At 36.2% G+C, this 23,064-nt stretch carries 20 protein-coding genes; all 20 read left to right on the top strand.

From position 1 onward, the window contains the following. Positions 1–3 precede the first annotated feature (3 nt). The gene (gene nusG, locus AC0NBN_RS05875) at positions 4–546 is read left to right on the top strand and encodes a transcription termination/antitermination protein NusG (RefSeq protein WP_089745511.1); all 543 of its coding nucleotides are present in this window, start codon (positions 4–6) and stop codon (positions 544–546) included. Between the two features lie 241 nt (positions 547–787). Beyond that, on the top strand, positions 788–1,234 hold the full coding sequence (gene rplK, locus AC0NBN_RS05870) for a 50S ribosomal protein L11 (RefSeq protein WP_072955489.1): 447 nt from the start codon (positions 788–790) through the stop codon (positions 1,232–1,234). A gap of 11 nt (positions 1,235–1,245) precedes the next feature. Beyond that, complete coding sequence (gene rplA / locus AC0NBN_RS05865; RefSeq protein ID WP_027380917.1) at positions 1,246–1,938, top strand: 50S ribosomal protein L1; 693 nt, start codon at positions 1,246–1,248, stop codon at positions 1,936–1,938. Positions 1,939–1,955: 17 nt separating this feature from the next. After that, positions 1,956–2,534, top strand: coding sequence for a 50S ribosomal protein L10 (gene rplJ / locus AC0NBN_RS05860; protein ID WP_160813800.1), 579 nt, complete (start codon positions 1,956–1,958; stop codon positions 2,532–2,534). Positions 2,535–2,580: 46 nt separating this feature from the next. Then, a complete protein-coding gene (gene rplL, locus AC0NBN_RS05855) occupies positions 2,581–2,949 on the top strand; it encodes a 50S ribosomal protein L7/L12 (RefSeq protein ID WP_143884219.1) in 369 nt (122 codons plus the stop codon). Between the two features lie 146 nt (positions 2,950–3,095). After that, complete coding sequence (locus tag AC0NBN_RS05850; RefSeq protein ID WP_160813801.1) at positions 3,096–3,773, top strand: hypothetical protein; 678 nt, start codon at positions 3,096–3,098, stop codon at positions 3,771–3,773. A gap of 84 nt (positions 3,774–3,857) precedes the next feature. Next, positions 3,858–4,646 (top strand): hypothetical protein, encoded by a 789-nt coding sequence (locus AC0NBN_RS05845; RefSeq protein WP_160813802.1) that lies wholly within the window; start codon positions 3,858–3,860, stop codon positions 4,644–4,646. 4 nt (positions 4,647–4,650) lie between these two features. Next, complete coding sequence (locus tag AC0NBN_RS05840; protein ID WP_160813803.1) at positions 4,651–5,466, top strand: hypothetical protein; 816 nt, start codon at positions 4,651–4,653, stop codon at positions 5,464–5,466. A gap of 12 nt (positions 5,467–5,478) precedes the next feature. Continuing rightward, the gene (locus AC0NBN_RS05835; RefSeq protein ID WP_160813804.1) at positions 5,479–6,237 is read left to right on the top strand and encodes a hypothetical protein; all 759 of its coding nucleotides are present in this window, start codon (positions 5,479–5,481) and stop codon (positions 6,235–6,237) included. 185 nt (positions 6,238–6,422) lie between these two features. Further along, on the top strand, positions 6,423–7,007 hold the full coding sequence (locus tag AC0NBN_RS05830) for a hypothetical protein (protein WP_160813805.1): 585 nt from the start codon (positions 6,423–6,425) through the stop codon (positions 7,005–7,007). Between the two features lie 67 nt (positions 7,008–7,074). Then, a complete protein-coding gene (locus tag AC0NBN_RS05825; protein ID WP_160813806.1) occupies positions 7,075–10,239 on the top strand; it encodes a DUF6923 family protein in 3,165 nt (1,054 codons plus the stop codon). Between the two features lie 27 nt (positions 10,240–10,266). After that, complete coding sequence (locus AC0NBN_RS05820) at positions 10,267–10,800, top strand: hypothetical protein (protein WP_160813807.1); 534 nt, start codon at positions 10,267–10,269, stop codon at positions 10,798–10,800. A gap of 406 nt (positions 10,801–11,206) precedes the next feature. Then, positions 11,207–15,028 (top strand): DNA-directed RNA polymerase subunit beta, encoded by a 3,822-nt coding sequence (gene rpoB, locus AC0NBN_RS05815; protein ID WP_160813808.1) that lies wholly within the window; start codon positions 11,207–11,209, stop codon positions 15,026–15,028. 84 nt (positions 15,029–15,112) lie between these two features. Next, positions 15,113–19,378, top strand: coding sequence for a DNA-directed RNA polymerase subunit beta' (gene rpoC, locus AC0NBN_RS05810; protein WP_143884210.1), 4,266 nt, complete (start codon positions 15,113–15,115; stop codon positions 19,376–19,378). 145 nt (positions 19,379–19,523) lie between these two features. Then, positions 19,524–19,832, top strand: a complete 309-nt coding sequence (locus AC0NBN_RS05805) for a DUF3467 domain-containing protein (RefSeq protein WP_089745554.1) — start codon at positions 19,524–19,526, stop codon at positions 19,830–19,832. A gap of 177 nt (positions 19,833–20,009) precedes the next feature. Next, on the top strand, positions 20,010–20,660 hold the full coding sequence (locus AC0NBN_RS05800) for a Crp/Fnr family transcriptional regulator (protein WP_160813809.1): 651 nt from the start codon (positions 20,010–20,012) through the stop codon (positions 20,658–20,660). A gap of 124 nt (positions 20,661–20,784) precedes the next feature. Further along, positions 20,785–21,630 (top strand): DUF5777 family beta-barrel protein, encoded by an 846-nt coding sequence (locus AC0NBN_RS05795; RefSeq protein WP_160813810.1) that lies wholly within the window; start codon positions 20,785–20,787, stop codon positions 21,628–21,630. Beyond that, positions 21,630–21,983 carry a hypothetical protein gene (locus AC0NBN_RS05790; RefSeq protein ID WP_474467493.1) on the top strand — a complete coding sequence of 118 codons (354 nt, stop codon included), beginning with the start codon at positions 21,630–21,632 and terminating at the stop codon, positions 21,981–21,983. Before AC0NBN_RS05795 ends, AC0NBN_RS05790 begins: the two co-directional genes overlap by 1 nt. 10 nt (positions 21,984–21,993) lie before the next feature. After that, positions 21,994–22,539 (top strand): YceI family protein, encoded by a 546-nt coding sequence (locus AC0NBN_RS05785; protein WP_160813811.1) that lies wholly within the window; start codon positions 21,994–21,996, stop codon positions 22,537–22,539. Then, a complete protein-coding gene (locus tag AC0NBN_RS05780) occupies positions 22,536–23,063 on the top strand; it encodes an ankyrin repeat domain-containing protein (protein ID WP_160813812.1) in 528 nt (175 codons plus the stop codon). Before AC0NBN_RS05785 ends, AC0NBN_RS05780 begins: the two co-directional genes overlap by 4 nt. Position 23,064 lies beyond the last annotated feature (1 nt).

The following is a 23,064-nucleotide window of genomic DNA, read 5'->3' as shown; positions in this document are numbered from 1 at the left end:
ATAATGAGCGAATTGAAATGGTATGTGCTGAAAGCAATCAGCGGACAGGAAAATAAAGTGAAAAACTACATTGAGACAGAAATCAAACGTTTGGGTTTTGAGCAGTATGTTACTCAGGTAGTGATTCCTATGGAAAAGGTTATTCAGCTTAGAAATGGGAAAAAAGTACCTAAAGAAAGACCATATTATCCTGGTTATCTAATGATTGAGGCTGATTTAATGGGTGAGATTCCTCACGTTATTAAAAATATTCCGGGAGTTATTTCATTTTTGAGCCTTACCAAGGGAGGAGATCCTGTTCCTATGAGGAAATCAGAGGTTAACAGAATGCTTGGCAGAATGGATGAGCTTTCAGAATTTGCCACTGATGCAGAAATTCCTTTTATTGTTGGTGAAAATGTAAAAGTAATCGACGGACCTTTCAATGGCTTCAACGGAACAGTTGAAAAAATTCTTGAGGATAAAAAGAAAATTGAAGTATCAGTTCTAATCTTCGGAAGAAAAACTCCAATGGAGTTAAGCTATATGCAGGTAGAGAAAGTATAGATTATATTTATAGAATATTGAAAGCCACTTATTGTAAAATAAGTGGCTTTTATTTTTAATTTATCTTTTTTAGCAGTTTGAATTATTAATTTTCCTGATTTTAATTCATTAAGTATTTGCTATTCAAAATATTTTTCATAATTTTGCAGTCCGAAAGTAGGATTGCTGTATGTGAGTAGGTAACCTACTGAATAATAAATGCTTCCAAACTCATTAATTATTCAAATTTAAAAAATAAAAAATGGCTAAAAAAGTCTTTAAAATGGTAAAACTTCAGGTGAAAGGTGGCGCTGCTAACCCTTCTCCACCAGTAGGTCCGGCTTTGGGTTCTGCAGGTGTGAACATCATGGAGTTTTGTAAGCAATTTAACGGAAGAACTCAAGATAAGCCAGGACAAGTTTTACCTGTAGTAATTACAGTATATGAAGACAAATCTTTTGAATTCGTAATCAAAACTCCTCCTGCAGCAATCCAGTTGATGGATGCGGCTAAAATCAAAGGTGGTTCCGGAGAACCAAACAGAAACAAAGTAGGTGCTGTATCTTGGGCTCAGGTTCAAAAGATCGCTGAGGACAAGATGACGGATCTTAACTGTTTTACTTTGGATTCTGCAGTTTCTATGGTTGCAGGTACTGCTAGATCTATGGGATTAAGAGTAACAGGAACTAAACCAACTTTTAACGCTTAATACTTAGAGAAATGGCAAAATTGACTAAAAAGCAAAAGGAAGCTTTAAGCAAAGTAGAAAAAGGAAGAATCTATAACCTTGAAGAAGGTTCTGCTCTTGTAAAAGAGGTGAACACTGCAAAGTTTGATGCTTCTGTTGATATCGCAGTAAGATTGGGTGTAGATCCAAGAAAAGCAAACCAAATGGTAAGAGGTGTTGTATCTCTTCCTCACGGAACTGGTAAAGATGTTAAAGTATTGGCTTTAGTAACTCCGGATAAAGAAGCTGAGGCTAAAGAAGCTGGTGCAGACTATGTAGGTCTTGACGAATATTTACAAAAAATAAAAGATGGCTGGACAGATGTAGACGTTATTGTTACGATGCCGGCTGTTATGGGTAAATTAGGACCATTGGGTAGAGTATTAGGACCAAGAGGTTTGATGCCTAACCCAAAATCGGGTACTGTAACAATGGAAATTGGTAAAGCAGTAACTGAAGTAAAAGCGGGTAAAATTGACTTTAAAGTAGATAAATACGGTATTATCCACGCTGGTATTGGTAAAGTGTCTTTTGATGCTGCTAAAATCAAGGAGAATGCTCAGGAATTAATTTCTACTTTGATCAAAATGAAGCCAACTGCTGCTAAAGGTACTTATGTGAAGTCTATCTACCTTTCTTCTACTATGAGTCCGGGTATTGCAATTGATACTAAATCTGTTAACTAATTATAATCCTTAAGACAATGACAAAAGACCAAAAAGTTGTAGCAATACAAGAGATCAAAGATTTGCTTCAGGATGCTAAAGTAGTTTATGTAGCAGATCTAGATGGTTTGAACGCTGCTAAATCTTCTGACTTCAGAAGACAGGCTTTCAAGCAAAATATTAAAGTAAAAGTGGTGAAAAATACACTTTTGCAAAAAGCAATGGAACAGATTGAAGGAGTTGATTATTCTGAAATGTTCCAGACTTTCAAAGGTAACTCTGCATTAATGATTGCTGAAACAGCTAATGCTCCGGCAAAATTAATCAAAGACTTTAGAAAAAAGGAAGAGAAGCCTGCATTGAAGTCCGCTTTTGTACAGGAAACCTTCTATGTTGGTGACAACAACCTAGAGATGTTGGCAAACATCAAGTCTAGAGAGGAAATGATCGGAGAAATCATCGGATTACTTCAGTCTCCAATCCAAAGAGTTGTTTCTGCTCTTCAAAACAAACCTGAGACAGTAGAAGCTAAAGCTGAAGAAGCTGCACCTGCGGCAGAAGAGGCTCCTGCTACTGAAACTCCGGCTGCTGAAGGAGAAGCTCCAGCTGCTGAATAATTACACTCAAAAAATTAAATAAATAATCAACAAAAACATTACAACAATGTCAGATTTAAAAAATTTAGCTGAAACGCTAGTAAACTTAACAGTAAAAGACGTAAATGAATTAGCTGCTATCCTTAAGGATGAGTACGGAATTGAGCCAGCTGCTGCTGCAGTAGTTGTTGCAGGTGGTGGTGCAGGTGAAGCTGCTGAAGAAAAAACAGAATTCGACGTAATTCTTAAGTCTGCAGGTGCTTCTAAATTAGCGATCGTTAAATTGGTAAAAGATTTAACTGGTGCTGGTCTTAAAGAAGCTAAAGATATCGTAGATGGTGCTCCTGCTCCAATCAAGACTGGTATCTCTAAAGACGAAGCTGAAGCTCTTAAGAAGCAATTAGAAGAAGCTGGTGCTGAAGTAGAATTGAAGTAATTCATTTTCTTACAATATTTGAAGCTGTTCCATATAGGAGCAGCTTTTTTTATTTTATCAGTAGAATTAAATGAAATTATCATGATTGATAATATGAATTTTGTAAAGTGTTTATGCTGTAATACTGTAAATATTGTTTTGTATCTTTGCAAAAAAAATACAATATCATCGCTGCAGCTTTTTTAGGCAAGAAGTCAAATCAATATGGTAAAGACAAAAATGTAAAATATTTGTCTTTATTTTTATTGTTGTTTGTTTCTTTCCTCAACAACGCATTAGCCCAAAATGTTGATGAACCTCAGCAAAGTCAGATATATGTATCAGAGGGAGCTTTTATATATTCGGGAGATCCTGATTTTACTCAACAGATTACTGATAAAACCATAACGGTAAATAAATCCGAAATCAGTCTTACAATTTCTGCTGATAAAACCCGACTAATTGTTAAAGGCGAACAATCTAACAAAGAAATTTCAGATAAAGATCATAGAAAAGTAATAGCGACAGAAACAAAAACAGAAGAAAAGCTTTTAGCTAAAACTAAAATTTATCTTAAAAAAAGGAAAGTTATTAGTTATAAGTTTAATAACGTGCCTTCTGATGAGCATCTGAACACCGGTAAAAGTATTAATACTTCGTTTGTACACGAAACGTCTACATATAATTTTCTAAAATATTTTCTTAAGTTCACAGAGAAAATAAACGTAAGCTTAGAATTTGTTTACAGTCAGAAATACGCACTTTATAAAAGTGTATATTCTACTTATCATTATTCCACATTTTATTCTGTAAGACCTCCACCTATGCAAGTGCTTGATTGCTAAAGCAATCTTAAACCAACAAAAACTGAATAACCAATTCAATTTTTATTTATCAATTAATTTAATATTATGGAATTTAAATGCATAATGATATCGGCATTGTTTGCCGGTGTTATTTCATTTGCTCAAGTAGGAATAAATACTACGGCGCCACAGTCTACGCTTGATGTGAATGGAGATATTACCTTAAGAAATGAGCTTAGGGTGGGGGGAACAAAAACGACAAACGGTAACCCGGGAACAAATAATCAAATACTAGTTTCGCAAGGAGATAATGTAACTCCGGAATGGAAAACTTCCAAACTTGGTTTTTTTGAACAGGATGAATATAGAATTACTGAATCTAATGCAACTACTGATGAAATCGGAATTAACTTTGGTAATACAAGTACAGGTGACGGTATAGCAACCAGTCCGTTTGGAGAAAGTATTACTTCCTCTAATCCTGTGTGGAGCCCAATACCAAACTTAGCTTCAAGCTTCACGATTAAAAATACATTGAACCGAACTAATTTTTTATTTCAGACAGGTTTGGAGATGTCTAATGTAGGGACAACTACAGGTGCGTTTGTGCGTTTTGCCTGTGGAATCTTTATAGATGATCAGCTGAGAGCGATCAGAGCAGACCAAATTAATGCGATAAACAACAAAGGGGCAAAAAATCAGTCAATTTTTACATTAAGCTATACTGTAAACAATCTTTCAGCGGGACCTCACACGGTAAAAGTGGCTTGCAGAAGAATTACCTCAAGTGCAACTGGGTATCACTTTGCAATCGGTAGAACTACTACAGATGGTACACAGACAGTAAATAATTTTATGCTGAGATCAATATTGAAGTTTGATGTCAGTGAACAGGTTAAAATAATATATTAGACAAATGATGATTTTTAATAAATATATAGTTGTTCTTGCAATGATTTTCATAAATGGTCTTGCTTTTTCTCAAGTAGGCATCAATACCGAAACACCAAGAGCAAGATTAGATGTGCAGGGTAATTTAAGCATAAGAAACAGAATTTATCTGGGCGGTTCTGACAGCGTAAACGGATTGTTGGGTGATGTGGGTTCGGTTCTGGTTTCTCAGGGAGCCAATAACCCTCCTGTTTGGAAAGTTATAAGAAGACCAGATTTTGATCCTTTTTTATATACAATTTTTAATAATGAGGCTAGTGAAACACGCAACGGAATTATTTTCGCAGCTAATACTGCTGGCTCAGGATTTCAATTACATACTTTGAATCAAACTTTCGCAAGTTTTGCCGGGACTGAGATTACAGAACTTCAGCGTAGTTTTCAAATAGATAATACACAAAATATATCTATATTAACATTTGAAACGATTGCCCATCTAGAATCTGCAAATCAGTTTACAGCTGCAGATTTCTCGTGTGGTATTTTTGTAGATGATTTACTTAAAGGAATTCGTGTGTACACCCTTAATCAGCCAGGAGCTGCTGTAACCCCTTTTTACACTTATGATTTGATTGCTGTAGTGAAAGATTTGCCTACAGGAAATCATACTGCAAGAGTTGCATGTAAGAAGAGAGCTAATATCAATACTTTTACCGGTCAATTGGGAATAGGAAAACATATCGCCAATAATTTGAATGATTTTATGACTAAATCTTCTTTAGTCATAGAAACGTATGAAAAACCAAATGCAGGCAATACAGTTCCTGTGTATAATCCTTAATAAGTAGTTACAATGAAAAAAAATATTTTGTTTTTATCCGTGATAATGAATCTGAATGCTCTATTAGCACAAAACGGAAATGTTGGAGTCGGCACAACAGTACCACGGTCTACTTTAGATGTTAACGGAACGATGAATGTAAATAATGAAATCAACCTGGGAGGTACAAACTCAGCTGTTGGAAGCTCCGGGACAGTAGGGGATTTGATTTCTGCTAATGGAGCAGCTAATCCTACTTGGAAAAAATTTGACTTGCCCAATGGTTATCTGGATGGATTCGTCCTTACTGGATCATCATTAAAATCAACTACTGTAGGAGTTTCTTTTGCAGGAACAGGAGTTAATGGAGTACCGTATGATGAGAATCAGCCGCTTACTACAGGATGGTTAGAAATTACTGGAGTAGGTGAGCCTAGCTTCAAGATTACTAAGGCGTCCAATATTGTTAATATTTTTGTACAGACAGTAGCGCAGGTTACCGGTACAGATGCAACAGGATCGTTTGGCTGCGGGATATATATTGATAATCAGCTGAAATTTACACGAACCGGGATTGTAAGTGGCGCATCAGGTTCGTATCGAATACTTACTTTAAATGCTTCTATACCCAATTTAAGTGTAGGGACTCACAGTTATAAATTTGCATGTGCCCAAAGAAATGTTCCTATAGGCAGTACTTTAACGATTGGTCAGTCACAAAATACGGCAGTATTGAGTACCACTATGGCAGGAACTTCATCATCATTAAAAATATTGGAGCCGATTCAATGATATATTAAGAATAATATAATTATAAATTGCTTTCTATTGTTGAAAGCAATTTTTTTTGTAATATTAATTTGAAATTCATATTATTTGTCAGAATAATTGCTATTTTTGCAAAATACCACGTCTTTTTGAAAATACATTTATTAAATACTAACTTATATAAAAATCTAACAATTTCTTTTCCGGGATTGAAGTTCATTCTTTTTGCTATTTTTCTCAATTTCAATCTGTTTGTAAATGCGCAGGAAGGTTTTGGGAGTAGTCAGGAAATTACACTTCACGGTGATGTGCAGATATATTCGTCTGATGAGAATTTCAACAAAAAAGTTCACTCAAAATATATTTACAAAGAGTATAGTTTAAATAATAAAGAATTTATAGTATTTAATTCAGAGAAAAATACTTTAAAAGAGAAATACGATCTTAAAAAAAATGTAAAAGCGGCAAAAGAAAAAAAAGATAAGCTGGCTTTTCAGGAAGTTAAAAAGAAAATTGATGATTTTGAAAGACGTAAGAGATCTTTTGATTTTCATAATCTAAAAGAATATCCTTCATCACAAGATTATCTTTCTCTATCACATCTCTTTAAAGATTCGGCAACCACTTCCTATTCTTATAATCTTCTGAAAATCAGCTGTACTGCAGAATTTTATGTTATTAAAATAGCATTAGATTTTCTGCACAAAACAGATTTTCATTATTACAATAACAAATCATTAGATTGTTGTTTTTCAGAGGTCTTTTCTGTGAGACCACCACCTGTATTAGCTTGAATGTAGAATTTTTATATTATAATTTATACCTCATATTTATGAGGTGTTCTAATACTTTTAAGCATATATGGAAAATAAATATTTTTATAGGACATTACTAGTTTTAATGTTTTTTATGAACTCGTGGCTTTTGTCACAAACCATAGCCTCTTCAGAAGGTACAACTCTTTGTTCCAACTGTACGCCCAATGCGAATTGGACTACAGTTTCTGGTACACCAGATGTATCTAATCGTACTACTGCTGCAACTAACACAACAACAGGCGGTGGTGCTACATGGAACTCAAGCCCTTTACCAGTACCTCCTAACAATCATAACTTCTTTATTACTTTAAGAGATATAGGAACTGTTGCTGGTGAGGAAGCAATAAGAGTGACAATGTCTGGTCTTACAGTTGGGAGAGAATATGAAGTCTTGGTCTACACTTTATCTGCAACTGCACCAGCTTATAGTCCTACTTTTATAGATGCCTTTGCTTACCAATTAGAAGGTGCCTCCAGAGTAAATATTACACAAACTGTAGCAACTAGAAACACTTGGGTTACAAGAAGACTTCGTTTTATAGCATCTGCAACTACAAGAACTCTAACCTTTTATCCTGGCTCTAATGCATCTACATCCAGCTTTGAATCAATAAATGTTTCGGTTACGGCAAATGCTATCAATGCTGTACCTATTGCTGTAAATGATAATGCAACTACTCTTCAGAATACACCTGTGACGATAAATGTGGCAACTAATGATACTGATCCCGACGGAAGTGTTGTTGCCAATACTGTAAGATTTACTGGTGGGCAGACCTCGGTTGTTACTACTCAGGGAACATGGTCTGTAAATACGACGACCGGACAAGTAACATTTACTCCGGTAGCTGGTTTTGTTGGTATGGCTACAATCCCTTATACAATACAAGATAATTATACACTGAATGGTGTAAGTTCTCCAAGTGCATCTTCTAATGCATTTATAAGTGTAATTGTAAAAGCTGATACTGATGGTGACGGAATAACTAATGATCTAGATCTTGATGATGATAATGACGGTATTTTAGACTCTGTCGAATGCCCGGAAACAAATACGGTAACAAATGGTACTTTTACTACTAATTTAAATGGTTGGACAAACAGTGGCGGCTGGGTGGCTGCAGGCGGAACAGCTCAAAATACTACTGATAATGCTGTAAACCAAACATTATCTCAATCATTATCAAATTTGGATAAGCCTTATAATGGGGTGGTCTCTTTAACACTTACTGTAGGAGCTCAGGATGGTTCTAATGCAGCGGGGAGTACGGCTTCTCTTGATATTCTGCTTAACAATGTTGTTTATGCCACTTTGAATAACAGTACGGTAAGAACTGTGGGAACCAATAATGTAACAATAACCATGGCAAATGGAGCCGTAAGTGATTTTACTCCATTTTCTACAGCTTTACAAACAGGATTTACAACCCGAACTTTTACTATTAATATACCTTATTCCGGACCTGCTACGGCAACATTGGCATTCAGAATGAATGCCACTCAGGATGACTGGAGTCTTGATAATATTTCTATACCTCTTGCTCTCTGTGATACAGATAATGATGGTATTCCAAATCATTTAGATCTTGATTCTGATGGAGACGGTTGTTTTGATGCAGTAGAAGGTGATGAAAATGTTACATTGTCACAGATAAACGCTAACGGAAGTATTAATACAACAGCTAATGGTGGGATAAATGCCAATGGTGTTCCGAACTTGGTTAATACATCAGGTGCTGCTGATATAGGAAGCGACGTCGGACAAGGGATTGGAACTGCGCAGAATTCTGTAATACAAGACGTTCAGTGTGCTAATGCTTTTGGCTGTACTACAGCAATGTACCTTTCTCAGACGGCTACTTTATACAATGTGAATACAACGACAAATCCTTTTACTTATCCAGCAATAGGAACAGCTTCTGTAAATTATAATGCTATAGGACTGAACCCGATAGATGGACGTTTATATGGTATGCAGGTTCTCAATTCAAATAATGTTGTTGTAATTAATACGGATGGTACTTCTATTAATTTAGGTTCTGTAACAGGGCTGCCTGTAGCAACTTTCAATGCTGGTGAGATTGATAATTTAGGTAATTATTATGTGAAAGTAAACTCAGATAATAATCAGATTTACCGTATCAATTTGAATACTATGACGGCAACAACGATCACTCTTTCAGCAAGTATTAATGTTGCTGATTTGGCTTATAATGTTACAACTGGATTATTATATACTGTAAATTCAACTAACGGGCAGTTGGTTTCTATTAATCCTACAACAGGTGCTGTAACACCAATAGGTTCTGCGCCAGGTGCGATATCTTTCGGAGCTATGTTTGGCTCAAGTACAGGTGAGTTATATGGATCTGATAATGCAGGCGGTTTTTACCAGTTTAATATCACCAATGGACAAAGAGTTTTAATTTCTGGATCTCCGAGCAGTAATGCCAATGATGGTGCTCATTGTGTTACAGCTCCAATTACTTTCAGCTCTGATCTTGCGGTGACCAAAACAAATGGTGTAACCACTTATTCTTCCGGAACCAGCACTACTTATACGATTGTAGCGAGGAATAATGGTCCGTTTGGCGTTTTGGGTGCTACCGTTTCAGATCCTGTGCCTTCAGGAATTCCGTCGGCGAATGTTAGTTATACGGCGGTTGTTGCAGGCGGAGCTACTACTTCAGTTACCGGAACGCAAACAGGCGCAATTAATGATGTTGTTAACCTGCCTGTTGGTGGAACTGTTACTTATACCGTAGTAGTGAGTATACCTTTTTCATTTAACGGAAATCTCGTAAATACTGTAACTATTACGCCGCCTTCAAATATTACAGAAACTAATACAACTAATAACTCGGCTACAGATACAGATACTCAGGCTGTTTGTTACAGACCGGCTGTTACCGCTGGAACAGTGTTGGATACTTCTCACGGAATCACTTCTCTAAACAGAGCTGGTAATAGTGCGTCTGGAAATAATTGGCCGATGGTAAGAAAAGGAGCGTGGACTGCTTTAGAATCTAAAACTAAAGGTTTTGTGTTAAACAGATTAACAACTGCTCAGATTGCAGCAATACCTGCTGCTGATTTGGTAGAAGGAATGATGGTTTACAATACAACACTAGATTGTTTACAGGTAAATACCACAGGTACTCCTGCAGGCTGGGCCTGTTTCAATACGCAGACATGTCCTACTAATTAAACAGATTAATAATAAAAGAAATTTAAAATGAAAAATATAATCACAATATTGTTTGCTTTGTTTTCGGTATCTGTTTTTTCTCAGGTAGCTATTGGAAAAGCAAGTGTTGCATCACCATCGGTATCTTTAGATTTTGAAACAGGAAACCGTGGAATGGTTTTACCCTGGGTTACTTCTACAGCAGCAGTTACGGGTGTAGTAAACGGGACTATGGTGTATGATCTTACTGATAAAAAAGTGAAAGTAAAATATAATGCTGCATGGAAGGATCTCAGTATTAATACACAAGGTACTACAGTAGATCCATTAACAAGTGTAGATGGTGTACTTATACAAAATTCAGCAACAGAAAATACTCTTGCTAAATCTGCGATAGGAACACTCACTTCCACTCCCGGAATTTTAGTTTTGGAAGATACGAATAAAGCGATGGTTTTACCGAAAGTAGCGAGTCCTCATCTTAATATTATCAATCCTGCTCCGGGAATGATAGTGTATGATACTTTTAATAAACAGTTAGCTGTTTTCAATGGTACGGTCTGGTCTTTCTGGAAACCATAAATAAAATTTAGCAGGTAAATTTTAACCACTTCATTTTGAGGTGGTTTTTTTGTTTAAGAACTAAAAAATATGTAAATTTGCAGTCTCTTTTGGCGCTTAAATTATACATAATACGATAAAATATTGAAAATCAACTCTTTCGTAAATTGAAAGGGCTTTTCGTGTTTTATACTCATTCTGTTATTTTAATCCCATAAGATATCATAAAAATATTTTGCACTACACTGTGAAAAGATATACCAGTGTTGCAGTTAGAATTAGATTTAGAATTAAGAATTAAGAACAAAGACCACTTCTGATAGCGCCAAACACCAAATGTCTTTCTCTTGCCTCTTTTCTCTTCAAAGCTTTTTCTGATATTTTTTAATAAAAACAAAATATTTTTTAACCCTTTCTTAAAAGTTTTATGAGTAAAACAACATCAACAACTAAGGGAGTAGAGAGAATTAATTTCTCTTCGGCTAAAGGAAAGATTATCACTCCTGACTTCTTGGACATCCAATTAGAGTCATTCAGAGAGTTTTTCCAGTTAGACACACTTCCTGAAGACAGAAAGAAAGAAGGTTTGCACAAAACCTTCCAGGAAAACTTTCCAATTACCGATTCCAGAAACCAATTCGTATTGGAATTCTTAGATTATCTGGTAGATTCTCCGCGTTATTCGATTGACGAATGTGTGGAAAGAGGTTTAACGTACTCCGTTCCTCTTAAAGCAAGACTTAAATTGTACTGTACAGATCCTGAACATGAAGATTTTCAGACAGTTGTACAGGATGTTTATTTAGGTCCGGTACCTTATATGACTCCTTCTGGTTCATTTATCATTAATGGAGCAGAGCGTGTTATTGTAACTCAGTTACACAGATCTCCGGGTGTATTCTTCGGACAGACTTATCACGCAAACGGAACCAAACTATACTATTCAAGAATTATTCCTTTCAAAGGATCTTGGATGGAATTTACAACCGATATTAACAGCGTAATGTACGCTTATATCGACCGTAAGAAAAAATTACCTTTAACTACACTATTAAGAGCAATCGGTTTTGAATCTGATAAAGACATTCTTCAGATCTTCGACCTTGCAGAAGAAGTGAAGGTTTCTAAAGCTGCGCTTAAAAAAGTAGAAGGAAGAACATTGGCTGCGAGAGTTTTGAACACTTGGTTTGAAGATTTCGTAGACGAAGATACCGGTGAAGTTGTTTCTATCGAAAGAAACGAAATCATCTTAGACAGAGAAACGATTCTTGAAAAAGAACATTTAGATCTTATTTTGGATGCTGGTGTGAAATCTATTTTGATTCACAAAGAAAATTCAAACGAATTCTCTATTATTCAGAATACTTTACAAAAAGACCCTACCAACTCTGAAAAAGAAGCGGTAGAATATATTTACCGTCAGTTAAGAAATGCAGATCCGCCAGATGAGGAAACTGCAAGAGGAATTATCGAAAAATTATTCTTCTCTGAGCAAAGATATTCCCTTGGTGAAGTTGGACGTTACAGATTGAACAAAAAGTTAGGTCTTAATATTCCTACTACGACTGAGGTTCTTACAAAAGAAGATATCATTGCGATTGTAAGACACTTGATCGAATTGGTAAACTCTAAAGCTGAGGTTGATGATATCGACCACTTATCAAACAGAAGAATTAAAACTGTTGGTGAGCAGTTGGCAGGACAGTTTGGTGTAGGTCTTTCCAGAATTGCAAGAATAATTAAGGAAAGAATGAACGTTAGAGATAACGAAATCTTTACTCCGCTTGATCTTGTTAATGCTAAAACTTTAACATCAGTTATTAATTCATTCTTTGGTACCAACCAGCTTTCTCAGTTCATGGACCAGACCAACCCATTGTCAGAGATCACGCATAAGCGTAGACTTTCTGCACTAGGACCTGGTGGTTTATCAAGAGAAAGAGCAGGTTTCGAGGTTCGTGACGTTCACCATACACACTACGGAAGAATTTGTCCTATTGAAACTCCGGAAGGACCAAACATTGGTTTGATTTCATCTTTAGGTATCTATGCTAAAATCAACACTTTAGGTTTCATCGAAACTCCGTACAGAAAGGTAGCAGATGGTAAAGTTGATTTGAATGCAGATCCGATTTACTTAAATGCAGAAGATGAAGAAGATAAAGTAATCGCTCAGGCGAATGTTGAGTTGAATGATAATGGTGGTTTTGAAACAGACAGAATTATTGCCCGTCTTGACGGTGATTATCCGGTTGTTGAACCTTCTGAAGTTAACTTAATAGATGTTGCTCCGAACCAGATTTCCGGTATTTCAGCTTCATTGATTCCATTCTTGGAACATGATGATGCAAACCGTGCGTTGATGGGATCGAACATGATGCGTCAGGCAGTTCCTTTGTTGAAGCCACAGGCTCCGATTGTAGGTACAGGTCTGGAACAGCAGGTTGCTAAAGATTCAAGAATCTTGATCAATGCAGAAGGAAGAGGTACTGTAGAGTATGTAGATGCAGATAAGATTATTATTAAATATGAAAGAAGCGAAGACGAAGATTTAGTGTCTTTCGAATCCGCTACAAAAACATATAACTTAACTAAGTTTAGAAAAACCAACCAAAGTACGACCATTACTTTAAGACCAAACGTAAGAGTAGGTGATGTAGTAGAAAAAGGACAGGTGCTTTGCGACGGTTATGCTACTGAAAAAGGAGAATTGGCTCTTGGTAGAAACTTGGTAGTTGCGTTCATGCCTTGGAAGGGTTATAACTTCGAGGATGCAATCGTAATCAACGAAAAAGTTGTTCGTGAAGACTGGTTTACTTCAATCCACGTAGATGAGTATTCTTTGGAAGTTCGTGATACCAAATTAGGTATGGAAGAATTGACAGCAGATATTCCGAACGTTTCTGAAGAAGCTACGAAAGATCTTGACGAGAACGGTATGATCAGAATTGGTGCTGAAGTGAAGCCTGGAGATATCATGATTGGTAAAATCACTCCAAAAGGTGAATCTGACCCTACTCCTGAAGAAAAACTTTTGAGAGCCATTTTTGGTGACAAAGCCGGTGATGTAAAAGATGCTTCATTGAAAGCAGATTCTTCATTAAGAGGTGTTGTGATCAACAAAAAATTGTTCTCAAGAAACATTAAAGATAAAAAGAAAAGAACTGAAGAAAAACTTAAGCTTGAAGAGATTGAAAATACTTACAAAGCTAAGTTTGACGAGTTGAGAAATACTTTAATCGAAAAATTAAACACTTTAGTTAGCGGTAAAACTTCTCAGGGAGTTACTAATGACTTAGATGAAGAAATTATCGGTAAAGGGGTGAAATTCACTCATAAGTTATTGACTTCAGTTGAAGATTATGTAAACGTAAGCGGTGCAGACTGGACGGTTGATGCTGATAAGAATGAATTGATCAAACAGTTGATTCACAATTATAAAATCAAGTACAACGATATTCAGGGAGTTAAAAACCGTGAGAAATTTGCAATTTCTATCGGAGACGAGCTTCCTGCAGGAATCATGAAGTTGGCTAAAGTTTATATTGCTAAAAAGCGTAAACTGAACGTAGGAGATAAAATGGCAGGACGTCACGGTAACAAAGGTATCGTATCAAGAATCGTTCGTGAAGAAGATATGCCTTTCTTGGAAGACGGAACACCGGTAGATATCGTTTTGAATCCACTTGGGGTACCTTCGCGTATGAACATCGGTCAGATCTACGAAACAGTTCTGGGATGGGCTGGTCAGAAATTAGGAATGAAGTTCGCTACACCGATCTTTGATGGTGCTACTCTTGATCAGATTACAGAATATACTGATAAAGCAGGTCTTCCTAAATTTGGTCACACTTACCTTTATGACGGTGGTACAGGAGAAAGATTTACACAGGCTGCTACAGTAGGTGTAATCTACATGCTGAAACTGGGTCACATGGTTGATGATAAGATGCACGCACGTTCTATCGGTCCTTATTCATTAATTACTCAGCAGCCATTAGGAGGTAAAGCTCAGTTTGGTGGTCAGAGATTTGGAGAGATGGAGGTTTGGGCTCTTGAAGCATTCGGAGCATCCAATATCCTTAGAGAAATTCTTACTGTGAAGTCGGATGACGTGATTGGTAGAGCAAAAACTTATGAAGCGATTGCAAAAGGTGAAGCAATGCCAGAACCTGGTATTCCGGAATCTTTCAATGTATTGCTGCATGAGTTACAAGGTCTTGGATTAGACGTAAGACTAGAGGAATAATTTTAAATTTTAAATTATAAATGCTGAATGGAGACATTCAGAAATTAATCTAAAATCTAAAATCTAAAATTTAAAATCTAACAAATGTCAAATAAAAATAAATCAAGTAGATTTAATAAAATAACCATCGGTTTAGCTTCACCGGAGTCCATACTTCAGGATTCAAGAGGGGAGGTTCTTAAACCGGAAACTATTAACTACAGAACCCACAAGCCTGAAAGAGACGGTTTGTTCTGTGAAAAAATCTTTGGTCCTATCAAAGATTACGAATGTGCTTGTGGTAAATACAAGAGAATTCGTTATAAAGGGATCGTTTGTGACCGTTGTGGTGTAGAAGTTACGGAGAAAAAAGTACGTAGAGAGAGAATCGGGCATATCAATCTGGTAGTCCCAATTGCTCACATCTGGTATTTCCGTTCGTTGCCAAACAAAATCGGTTACCTTTTAGGAATTCCTTCCAAGAAATTGGATATGATCATCTACTACGAAAGATATGTAGTGATCCAACAAGGTATTGCTAAAAAATTAGACGGTTCAGATTTCGATCACATGGAGTTCCTTACTGAGGAAGAATACCTTGATATTATGGAAACTCTTCCGATCGAAAATCAATATCTTGATGATTCTGATCCAAACAAATTCATCGCTAAGATGGGTGCTGAAGCGGTTGAAGAATTATTAAAAAGAATTGATCTTGATGCCTTGTCTTTCGACTTGAGACACAAAGCTCACAACGAAGGTTCAAAACAAAGAAGAACAGAAGCTCTGAAAAGATTGAACGTTGTAGAAGCACTAAGAGGTGCCAATACAAGAATGATCAACAGACCAGAGTGGATGATTATGCGTGTACTTCCGGTTATTCCACCAGAATTAAGACCATTGGTTCCGTTGGATGGGGGACGTTTCGCAACTTCCGATTTGAATGACCTTTACAGAAGAGTAATTATCAGAAATAACCGTTTGAAAAGATTATTGGAGATCAAAGCTCCGGAAGTAATCTTGAGAAACGAGAAGCGTATGCTTCAGGAATCAGTAGATTCATTGTTCGATAATACAAGAAAATCTTCAGCTGTAAAATCTGAATCAAACAGACCATTGAAATCACTTTCAGATTCATTGAAAGGGAAGCAGGGTCGTTTCCGTCAGAACTTATTAGGGAAAAGGGTAGATTACTCTGCGCGTTCGGTAATTGTTGTAGGTCCAAACTTACAGCTTCACGAATGCGGTATTCCTAAAGATATGGCTGCAGAGCTTTACAAACCATTCATTATTAGAAAACTGATTGAAAGAGGGATTGTAAAAACAGTAAAATCTGCAAAGAGAATTATTGACAGAAAAGAGCCGGTAGTATATGATATCCTGGAAAATGTGATGAAAGGTCACCCTGTTCTATTGAACAGAGCACCTACGCTTCACAGACTGGGTATTCAGGCATTCCAACCTAAGATGATCGAAGGTAAGGCAATCCAGCTGCACCCGTTGGTAACAACGGCATTCAACGCCGATTTCGATGGTGATCAGATGGCGGTACACTTACCGTTAGGGCCAGAAGCGATCCTTGAAGCTCAGTTATTGATGTTAGGTTCTCAAAACATCTTGAACCCGGCAAACGGTTCTCCAATTACGGTACCTTCTCAGGACATGGTTCTTGGTCTTTATTTCATGACTAAAGAATTGAGCTCTACAGAAGATATGAAAGTAAAAGGAGAGGGTCTTGCATTCTATTCTCCTGAAGAAGCGGAAATCGCTTATGCTGAAGGAAGAGTATCTTTAAATGCTAAAGTAAGATGTAGACTTCCGATCAAAGAAAACGGAGAAATCGTTACAAGATTGATCGAAACTTCTGTAGGTAGAATTTTATTCAACCAGATTGTACCTAAGCAAGTAGGATATATTAATGAGCTTTTAACGAAGAAATCATTGAGAAACGTTATCGGTAAAATCCTTGCTGATACAGATTTCCCTACAACAGTGAAGTTCCTGGATGCAATGAAAGATTTAGGTTATTCAAATGCATTTAAAGGAGGTCTTTCTTTCTCATTAGGTGACATCGTAGTTCCTGTTGAGAAAAAGCAGATGATTGCACAGTCTATTGAAGCTGTTGACGAGATTAGAGCCAACTATAACATGGGTCTTATTACAGATACAGAACGTTATAATCAGGTAATTGACGTTTGGACAAATACCAATGCAGGATTAACTGAAATGATCATGAGCAGAATGAAAGTTGACCAAGGTGGTTTCAACTCTGTATACATGATGCTTGATTCCGGAGCGAGGGGTTCTAAAGAACAGATCCGTCAGTTATCAGGGATGAGAGGTTTGATGGCAAAACCACAGAAAGCTGGTTCTACTGGTGCGGAAATCATCGAAAACCCGATCCTTGCGAACTTTAAAGAAGGTCTTTCAATCTTAGAATACTTTATCTCTACCCACGGTGCCCGTAAAGGTCTTGCGGATACCGCTCTTAAAACTGCCGATGCTGGTTACTTAACGAGAAGACTGGTAGACGTTGCACAAGATGTTATCGTTACAGAAGAAGACTGTGGAACTTTAAGAGGAACCGAAGTTACTGCATTGAAGAAAAACGACGAAATCGTTGAAAGAATCTCTGAAAGAATCTTAGGTAGAGTATCTCTCCATAATATTTATGATCCTGAAACTGACGAGTTGATTGCAAATGCTGATCAGGTAATTTCTGAAGAGCTGGCTAAGAAAATCGAAGAAGCAGGATTAGAAGCAGTTGAAGTACGTTCACCACTTACTTGTGAAACTAAAAAAGGTATCTGTGCGAAATGTTACGGTAGAAACTTAGCAACAGGTAAGATGATTCACATGGGTGAAGCAGTAGGTGTAATTGCAGCACAATCTATCGGTGAACCGGGAACTCAGCTTACGTTGAGAACCTTCCACCAAGGAGGTACTGCAGGTAACGTTTCAGAAAACCCTTCAATTGTTGCAAGAAGAGACGGTATCGTTGAAATGGATGAAGTAAGAACCATTACTTCTGAAGATGAAAACGGTAATACAGCTGAGGTTGTAGTTTCCCGTTCAACAGAATTCAGATTGGTTGCTGATAACGAAGCAAGAACTCCGTTGATGGTTGCCAACATTCCTTATGGTGCTATCTTGGCTGTAAAACCAGGAGATAAAGTAAGCAAAGGAGATATGATCTGTAGATGGGATCCTTATAATGCCGTTATTATTGCTGAAACTGCAGGTAAAGTTGAGTACGAAGATATTATTCAGGGGGTTTCTTTCCAATTGGAAATCGACGAGCAAACTGGTTTCGAAGAAAAAGTAATCTCTGAATCTAGAAATAAGAAAGCGGTACCTACCTTGAAAGTAGTAGACTCTAAAGGAGTTGAACAAAAAGGGTACAACTTACCGGTAGGAGCTCACTTAATGGTTAATGATGGTGAAAAAATTAAAGCAGGTAAAGTCTTAATCAAGATCCCGAGAAAATCTGCAAAAGCAGGGGATATCACCGGAGGTCTTCCTAGAGTTACCGAATTATTTGAAGCAAGAAATCCTTCAAACCCAGCGGTTGTTACAGAAATTGATGGGGTAGTTTCTTACGGAAAAATCAAGAGAGGTAACCGAGAATTGATTGTTGAGGCTAAAACCGGAGAGAGAAAAATTTATTTAGTTAAATTATCAAATCAGATCCTTGTTCAGGAAAATGACTTCGTAAGAGCTGGTTCGCCACTTTCTGACGGTTCAGTTACTCCGGATGACATCTTGAAGATCAAAGGTCCAACTGCGGTTCAGGAATATTTAGTAAATGAAATTCAGGAAGTTTACCGTCTTCAGGGGGTGAAAATTGACGACAAACACTTTGAAATCATTGTAAGACAGATGATGACAAAAGTATCTATCGTTGATGGAGGTGATACTCAATTCCTTGAAGGAGCTCTTGAACATAAATATGACTTCCTGGAAGAAAACAACAGAGTATTCGGTCTTAAAGTAGTTACTGAAGCAGGAGATTCTAAAGTTTTCAAACCAGGACAGATGATTACAGCAAGAGAGTTGAGAGACGAAAACTCTAAACTGAAGCGTGAAGATCAGGCTTTGGTTGAAGTAAGAGATGCATTGCCTGCAACCGCTACACCAGTATTGCAGGGTATTACAAGAGCGGCTCTTCAGACGAAATCTTTCATGTCTGCAGCATCATTCCAGGAAACAACAAAAGTTCTTAACGAAGCAGCAGTTGCTGGTAAAGTTGATGAACTGAATGGTCTTAAAGAAAACGTAATTGTAGGACACAGAATTCCTGCAGGAACGGGTCTTAAAGAATATCAGAATGTTATTGTAGGTTCTAAAAAAGAATTCGAAGATCTAAACTAATAAAAAAGACTTTGTGCTTCGGAATACAAAATAGTATCCCGAAGCACAAATCTTATTAAAATAATTTAAAATTTAATGTTCGGGGTTCAAAGTTTTATTTATTTTTGAACCTTGAATTTTAAAAACAAAAACATCAAACAAAAAAATGGACAATCAAAATCAAAATCCACAAGACGGAAACATCAACATCCAGTTAAACGAAATGATCGCTTCAGGAGTTTACTGTAACCTAGCTTTAGTAAACCACTCTCCATCTGAATTCGTTGTAGATTTCATCCAGTTAATGCCGGGTGTACAACAAGCAAATGTAAGATCAAGAGTAATCTTGGCTCCTCTTCACGCTAAGAGAGTTTTAGCTGCACTTCAGCAAAATGTTGCTAATTATGAGCAGCAATTTGGAGAAATCAAAGAAGTTGAGCCTTTCGTTTTAGGTGGAAACAACGTAAACGCTTAAGATTTTCTTAATCAAAATAAAGATGCCTCAGTTTCTACTGGGGCATTTTTTATATTAAAAGCCATATCAATTTAACCCAAGTAAATCCAAAGTTAAGTAGTAATAAAAATAATTTCATAAAATTATAATACGGATTATTCAATTGTATATCTTTGTTATTAGATATGATTCAATAAAATGATAAATAATCAATTTATTTCAAATAAATTTGGCTTTCTGGGTAGTGATTTTTTAAATGAATTGCAAAAGTATGCTGTGATTTCTGACATTAAAACAAAAACGGAAATTATACGGGAAGGGCAAAAGAATAAATATATTCCTTTTTTAATAAAGGGTTCTATCAAAGTTTATTCTTTAAACGACGGCAGAGAGCTTATTTACTATTACATAAGACCTAATGACAGTTGTCTCATGACATTTTCGTCAATTTTTTCAGATTATATAAGCAGAATTTATGCAGTTACTGAAGAAGATTCCGAAGTCTTATTATTACCTGTTTCGGTTGTTCATGAATGGCTGATAAAGTTTCCTCAAATCAACAGGCTTTTTTACGGTGAATACGAAAAACGTTTTGCTGATGTAATGAATATGGTAAATGATGCGGTTTTTCATAAGCTTGATAAACGGATTTTAAATTATATTAAACAGCAGATTTCTATCAGCGGAAACAATCCTGTAAAACTTACCCACAAAGAAATTGCGAATAATTTGGGAACTTCAAGAGAAGTAGTAAGCAGAGTTTTAAAAAAAGTAGAAAACGAAGGCGAAATTATTCAGACAAAAGAAGGAATAAAAGTGCTTACAAATGAAAATGTTAGATTAGGCTAATAAATACACTTAATGCTTTTAACAATTTCGATTGATAAAAACAATTTAACAGGTGACTTTTATCACCAAATTTTAGAATCAGAAGTATATAAGTTTGTTGTACGAATAATAAACAATTATGTGTATGACAAAAACTCTACTTTTTTTGTCAATATTTGCTTCGGGTTTTGCCTTTTCTCAGGAAGACCTCTTGAAAGATATTGATACTATTCAGACAAAAAACAAAGAAATTTCACCACCAGCTTTTAAAGCATTGCAGATCGTTACCGGTCAGTCTACAAAACTCACTGCCAAAAACGAATGGTATGTTGTAATAGCACACCGTTTCGGTGATGTGAGTAAAGGATTTAAAGATTTTTTCGGATTAGATGATGCATCAACTAAATTGGGTGTAATTTATGGTGTCACAGATGGACTTTCTTTAAGTCTTTCCAGAGAAACCAATCTTAAAACTTTTGAAGGTGGCGTAAAGTACAGATTAGTAAAGCAAGGTGAAAACTTTCCTGTTGATGTTGTTGGTTACAATGTAATGGCAGTAAATACAGACCTCAGCAAAGACAATTATCCGGGTTTGAAATTCGGAGATAGACTTTCGTATCTTACTCAGACACTGATTTCAAGAAGGTTTAATGAAAATTTTTCGCTGCAGTTAACACCATCTTACGTTCATAAAAACCTTTATGAACCAACAATTGAAGATAAAGATCAGTTCTTGACAGGTTTAGGCGGACGATATAAAATTTCAAAAAGGATTTCGATCAATGCGGAATATTTTGTGAATTTCGACAATCACAGTTTCTATAAAAATCCACTGTCAATAGGCATGGATATAGAAACCGGAGGGCATGTGTTTCAGCTTTTATTTACCAATTCCCAACTCAATTCTGACATTGGCTATCTTACAAATGCTTCAGGAAAGTGGGAGAAAGGTCAGGTTTTCTTTGGGTTTAATCTTTACAGAGTTTTTTAATGATGAAAAAAATAATATGTATAATTTCATTAGCAGTTCTGGCAATTACTTGTGAAAGCAGGACTTATGAAGAGATTTCAGATAAAACTCCGGTTGCAGAATTGGTAACATACAATAAAGATGTTAAACCGATTATTGAGGCTAGCTGTATAAGTTGTCACTCAGCAGGAGGTTCAGCTTCATTTCAGCCATGGAATAATTATTCCCAGGTGAAAAATAATATCGACAAAATTATCGACAGAATAAGCAGACCAAATGGAGATCCTCTGAAAATGCCGCAAGGAGGGAGTTTGTCACCATCCCAAATCACAATTATCACCAAATGGAAAGCCGATGGACTTTCTGAGAATTAAAAATAAAAAAATGAAAAACCTACTATTTTTAATCATCACATTGAGTTTTGGAAATTTCGTTTCGGCTCAGAAATATTCTACCAAAACCGGTAAAGTTACATTTGAAGCATCTGTACCTTTATTTGAAGATGTTTTTGCACAGGATGAGAGTAATATCGCTATTCTGAATACTGATAATGGCGATTTTGCCTCTATTTCTACAGTAAAGAATTTTCATTTCAAGGTTAAATTAATGGAAGAACATTTTAACGAAAGCTATGCTGAGACTGCAAAATATCCCAAAACAACCTTCAAAGGTAAGATTGTAAATTTTGATAAAACAAAACTTACTGATACGCCTCAAAAATATATAATACAGGGAACATTGAATTTTCATGGAGTAGATAAAACAATAAATTCTACTGCTGTTATTTATTCTAAAGACGGAAAAATCTACATGAAGGGAGGTTTTATTGCAAAACCCGCTGATTTTAAAGTGACTATTCCTAAAATGGTTACTAAAAAAGTTGCAGAAAATGTAAATGTTGAATATAACTATATCATGTTGAAACAATGAAAAAAATATTACTTATTTTAAATTTTATTCTGGGCTTTACCCTTATGTCGGCTCAGGAAAAAGCAAAATCTATTTTTGATATTGCAAGAAACGGAAAAGTTGCAGAGATACAGGAACTGATGAAACAGAATCCGGATATTATTAACGAAACCAACGAAAGTGGTTTTACACCATTAATTCTGGCTTGCTACAGAAGTAACATTGAAGTGGCTGAATTTCTAATCGACAATGTAAAAGATGTGAATTACAAAAGTAACGAAGGGACAGCTCTTGCAGGACTTGCCGTAAAATACAACAGAGACTTGGTAGAACGGTTACTCAATAAAAATGCAAATCCGAATATTGTAGATTCTACAGGAGCAACACCTTTGTTTTGGGCAGTAAAATTCGGAAACAAAGAATTAGTAGAATTATTATTAAAACACAGGGCAGATAAAACCATCAAAGATTCTCAGGGAATGACTCCTTTTGAATATGCACTACAAACAAACAACAAAGACATTATCAATCTCTTAAAAAATTAAT

The sequence above is a fragment of the Chryseobacterium sp. L12 genome, from assembly GCF_056133985.1.
Note: the sequence above shows the minus strand (reverse complement) of the source record. Positions and strands in the feature narration are given on the sequence as shown.

Excerpts from the sequence above, each read along its gene's own strand:
- nusG (WP_089745511.1), top strand. The coding sequence starts at position 4 with ATGAGCGAATTGAAATGGTATGTGCTGAAAGCAATCAGCGGACAGGAA.
- rplK (WP_072955489.1), top strand. The coding sequence starts at position 788 with ATGGCTAAAAAAGTCTTTAAAATGGTAAAACTTCAGGTGAAAGGTGGC.
- rplA (WP_027380917.1), top strand. The coding sequence starts at position 1,246 with ATGGCAAAATTGACTAAAAAGCAAAAGGAAGCTTTAAGCAAAGTAGAA.
- rplJ (WP_160813800.1), top strand. The coding sequence starts at position 1,956 with ATGACAAAAGACCAAAAAGTTGTAGCAATACAAGAGATCAAAGATTTG.
- rplL (WP_143884219.1), top strand. The coding sequence starts at position 2,581 with ATGTCAGATTTAAAAAATTTAGCTGAAACGCTAGTAAACTTAACAGTA.
- AC0NBN_RS05845 (WP_160813802.1), top strand. The coding sequence starts at position 3,858 with ATGATATCGGCATTGTTTGCCGGTGTTATTTCATTTGCTCAAGTAGGA.
- AC0NBN_RS05840 (WP_160813803.1), top strand. The coding sequence starts at position 4,651 with ATGATGATTTTTAATAAATATATAGTTGTTCTTGCAATGATTTTCATA.
- AC0NBN_RS05835 (WP_160813804.1), top strand. The coding sequence starts at position 5,479 with ATGAAAAAAAATATTTTGTTTTTATCCGTGATAATGAATCTGAATGCT.
- AC0NBN_RS05825 (WP_160813806.1), top strand. The coding sequence starts at position 7,075 with ATGGAAAATAAATATTTTTATAGGACATTACTAGTTTTAATGTTTTTT.
- AC0NBN_RS05820 (WP_160813807.1), top strand. The coding sequence starts at position 10,267 with ATGAAAAATATAATCACAATATTGTTTGCTTTGTTTTCGGTATCTGTT.
- rpoB (WP_160813808.1), top strand. The coding sequence starts at position 11,207 with ATGAGTAAAACAACATCAACAACTAAGGGAGTAGAGAGAATTAATTTC.
- rpoC (WP_143884210.1), top strand. The coding sequence starts at position 15,113 with ATGTCAAATAAAAATAAATCAAGTAGATTTAATAAAATAACCATCGGT.
- AC0NBN_RS05805 (WP_089745554.1), top strand. The coding sequence starts at position 19,524 with ATGGACAATCAAAATCAAAATCCACAAGACGGAAACATCAACATCCAG.
- AC0NBN_RS05800 (WP_160813809.1), top strand. The coding sequence starts at position 20,010 with ATGATAAATAATCAATTTATTTCAAATAAATTTGGCTTTCTGGGTAGT.
- AC0NBN_RS05795 (WP_160813810.1), top strand. The coding sequence starts at position 20,785 with ATGACAAAAACTCTACTTTTTTTGTCAATATTTGCTTCGGGTTTTGCC.
- AC0NBN_RS05790 (WP_474467493.1), top strand. The coding sequence starts at position 21,630 with ATGATGAAAAAAATAATATGTATAATTTCATTAGCAGTTCTGGCAATT.
- AC0NBN_RS05785 (WP_160813811.1), top strand. The coding sequence starts at position 21,994 with ATGAAAAACCTACTATTTTTAATCATCACATTGAGTTTTGGAAATTTC.
- AC0NBN_RS05780 (WP_160813812.1), top strand. The coding sequence starts at position 22,536 with ATGAAAAAAATATTACTTATTTTAAATTTTATTCTGGGCTTTACCCTT.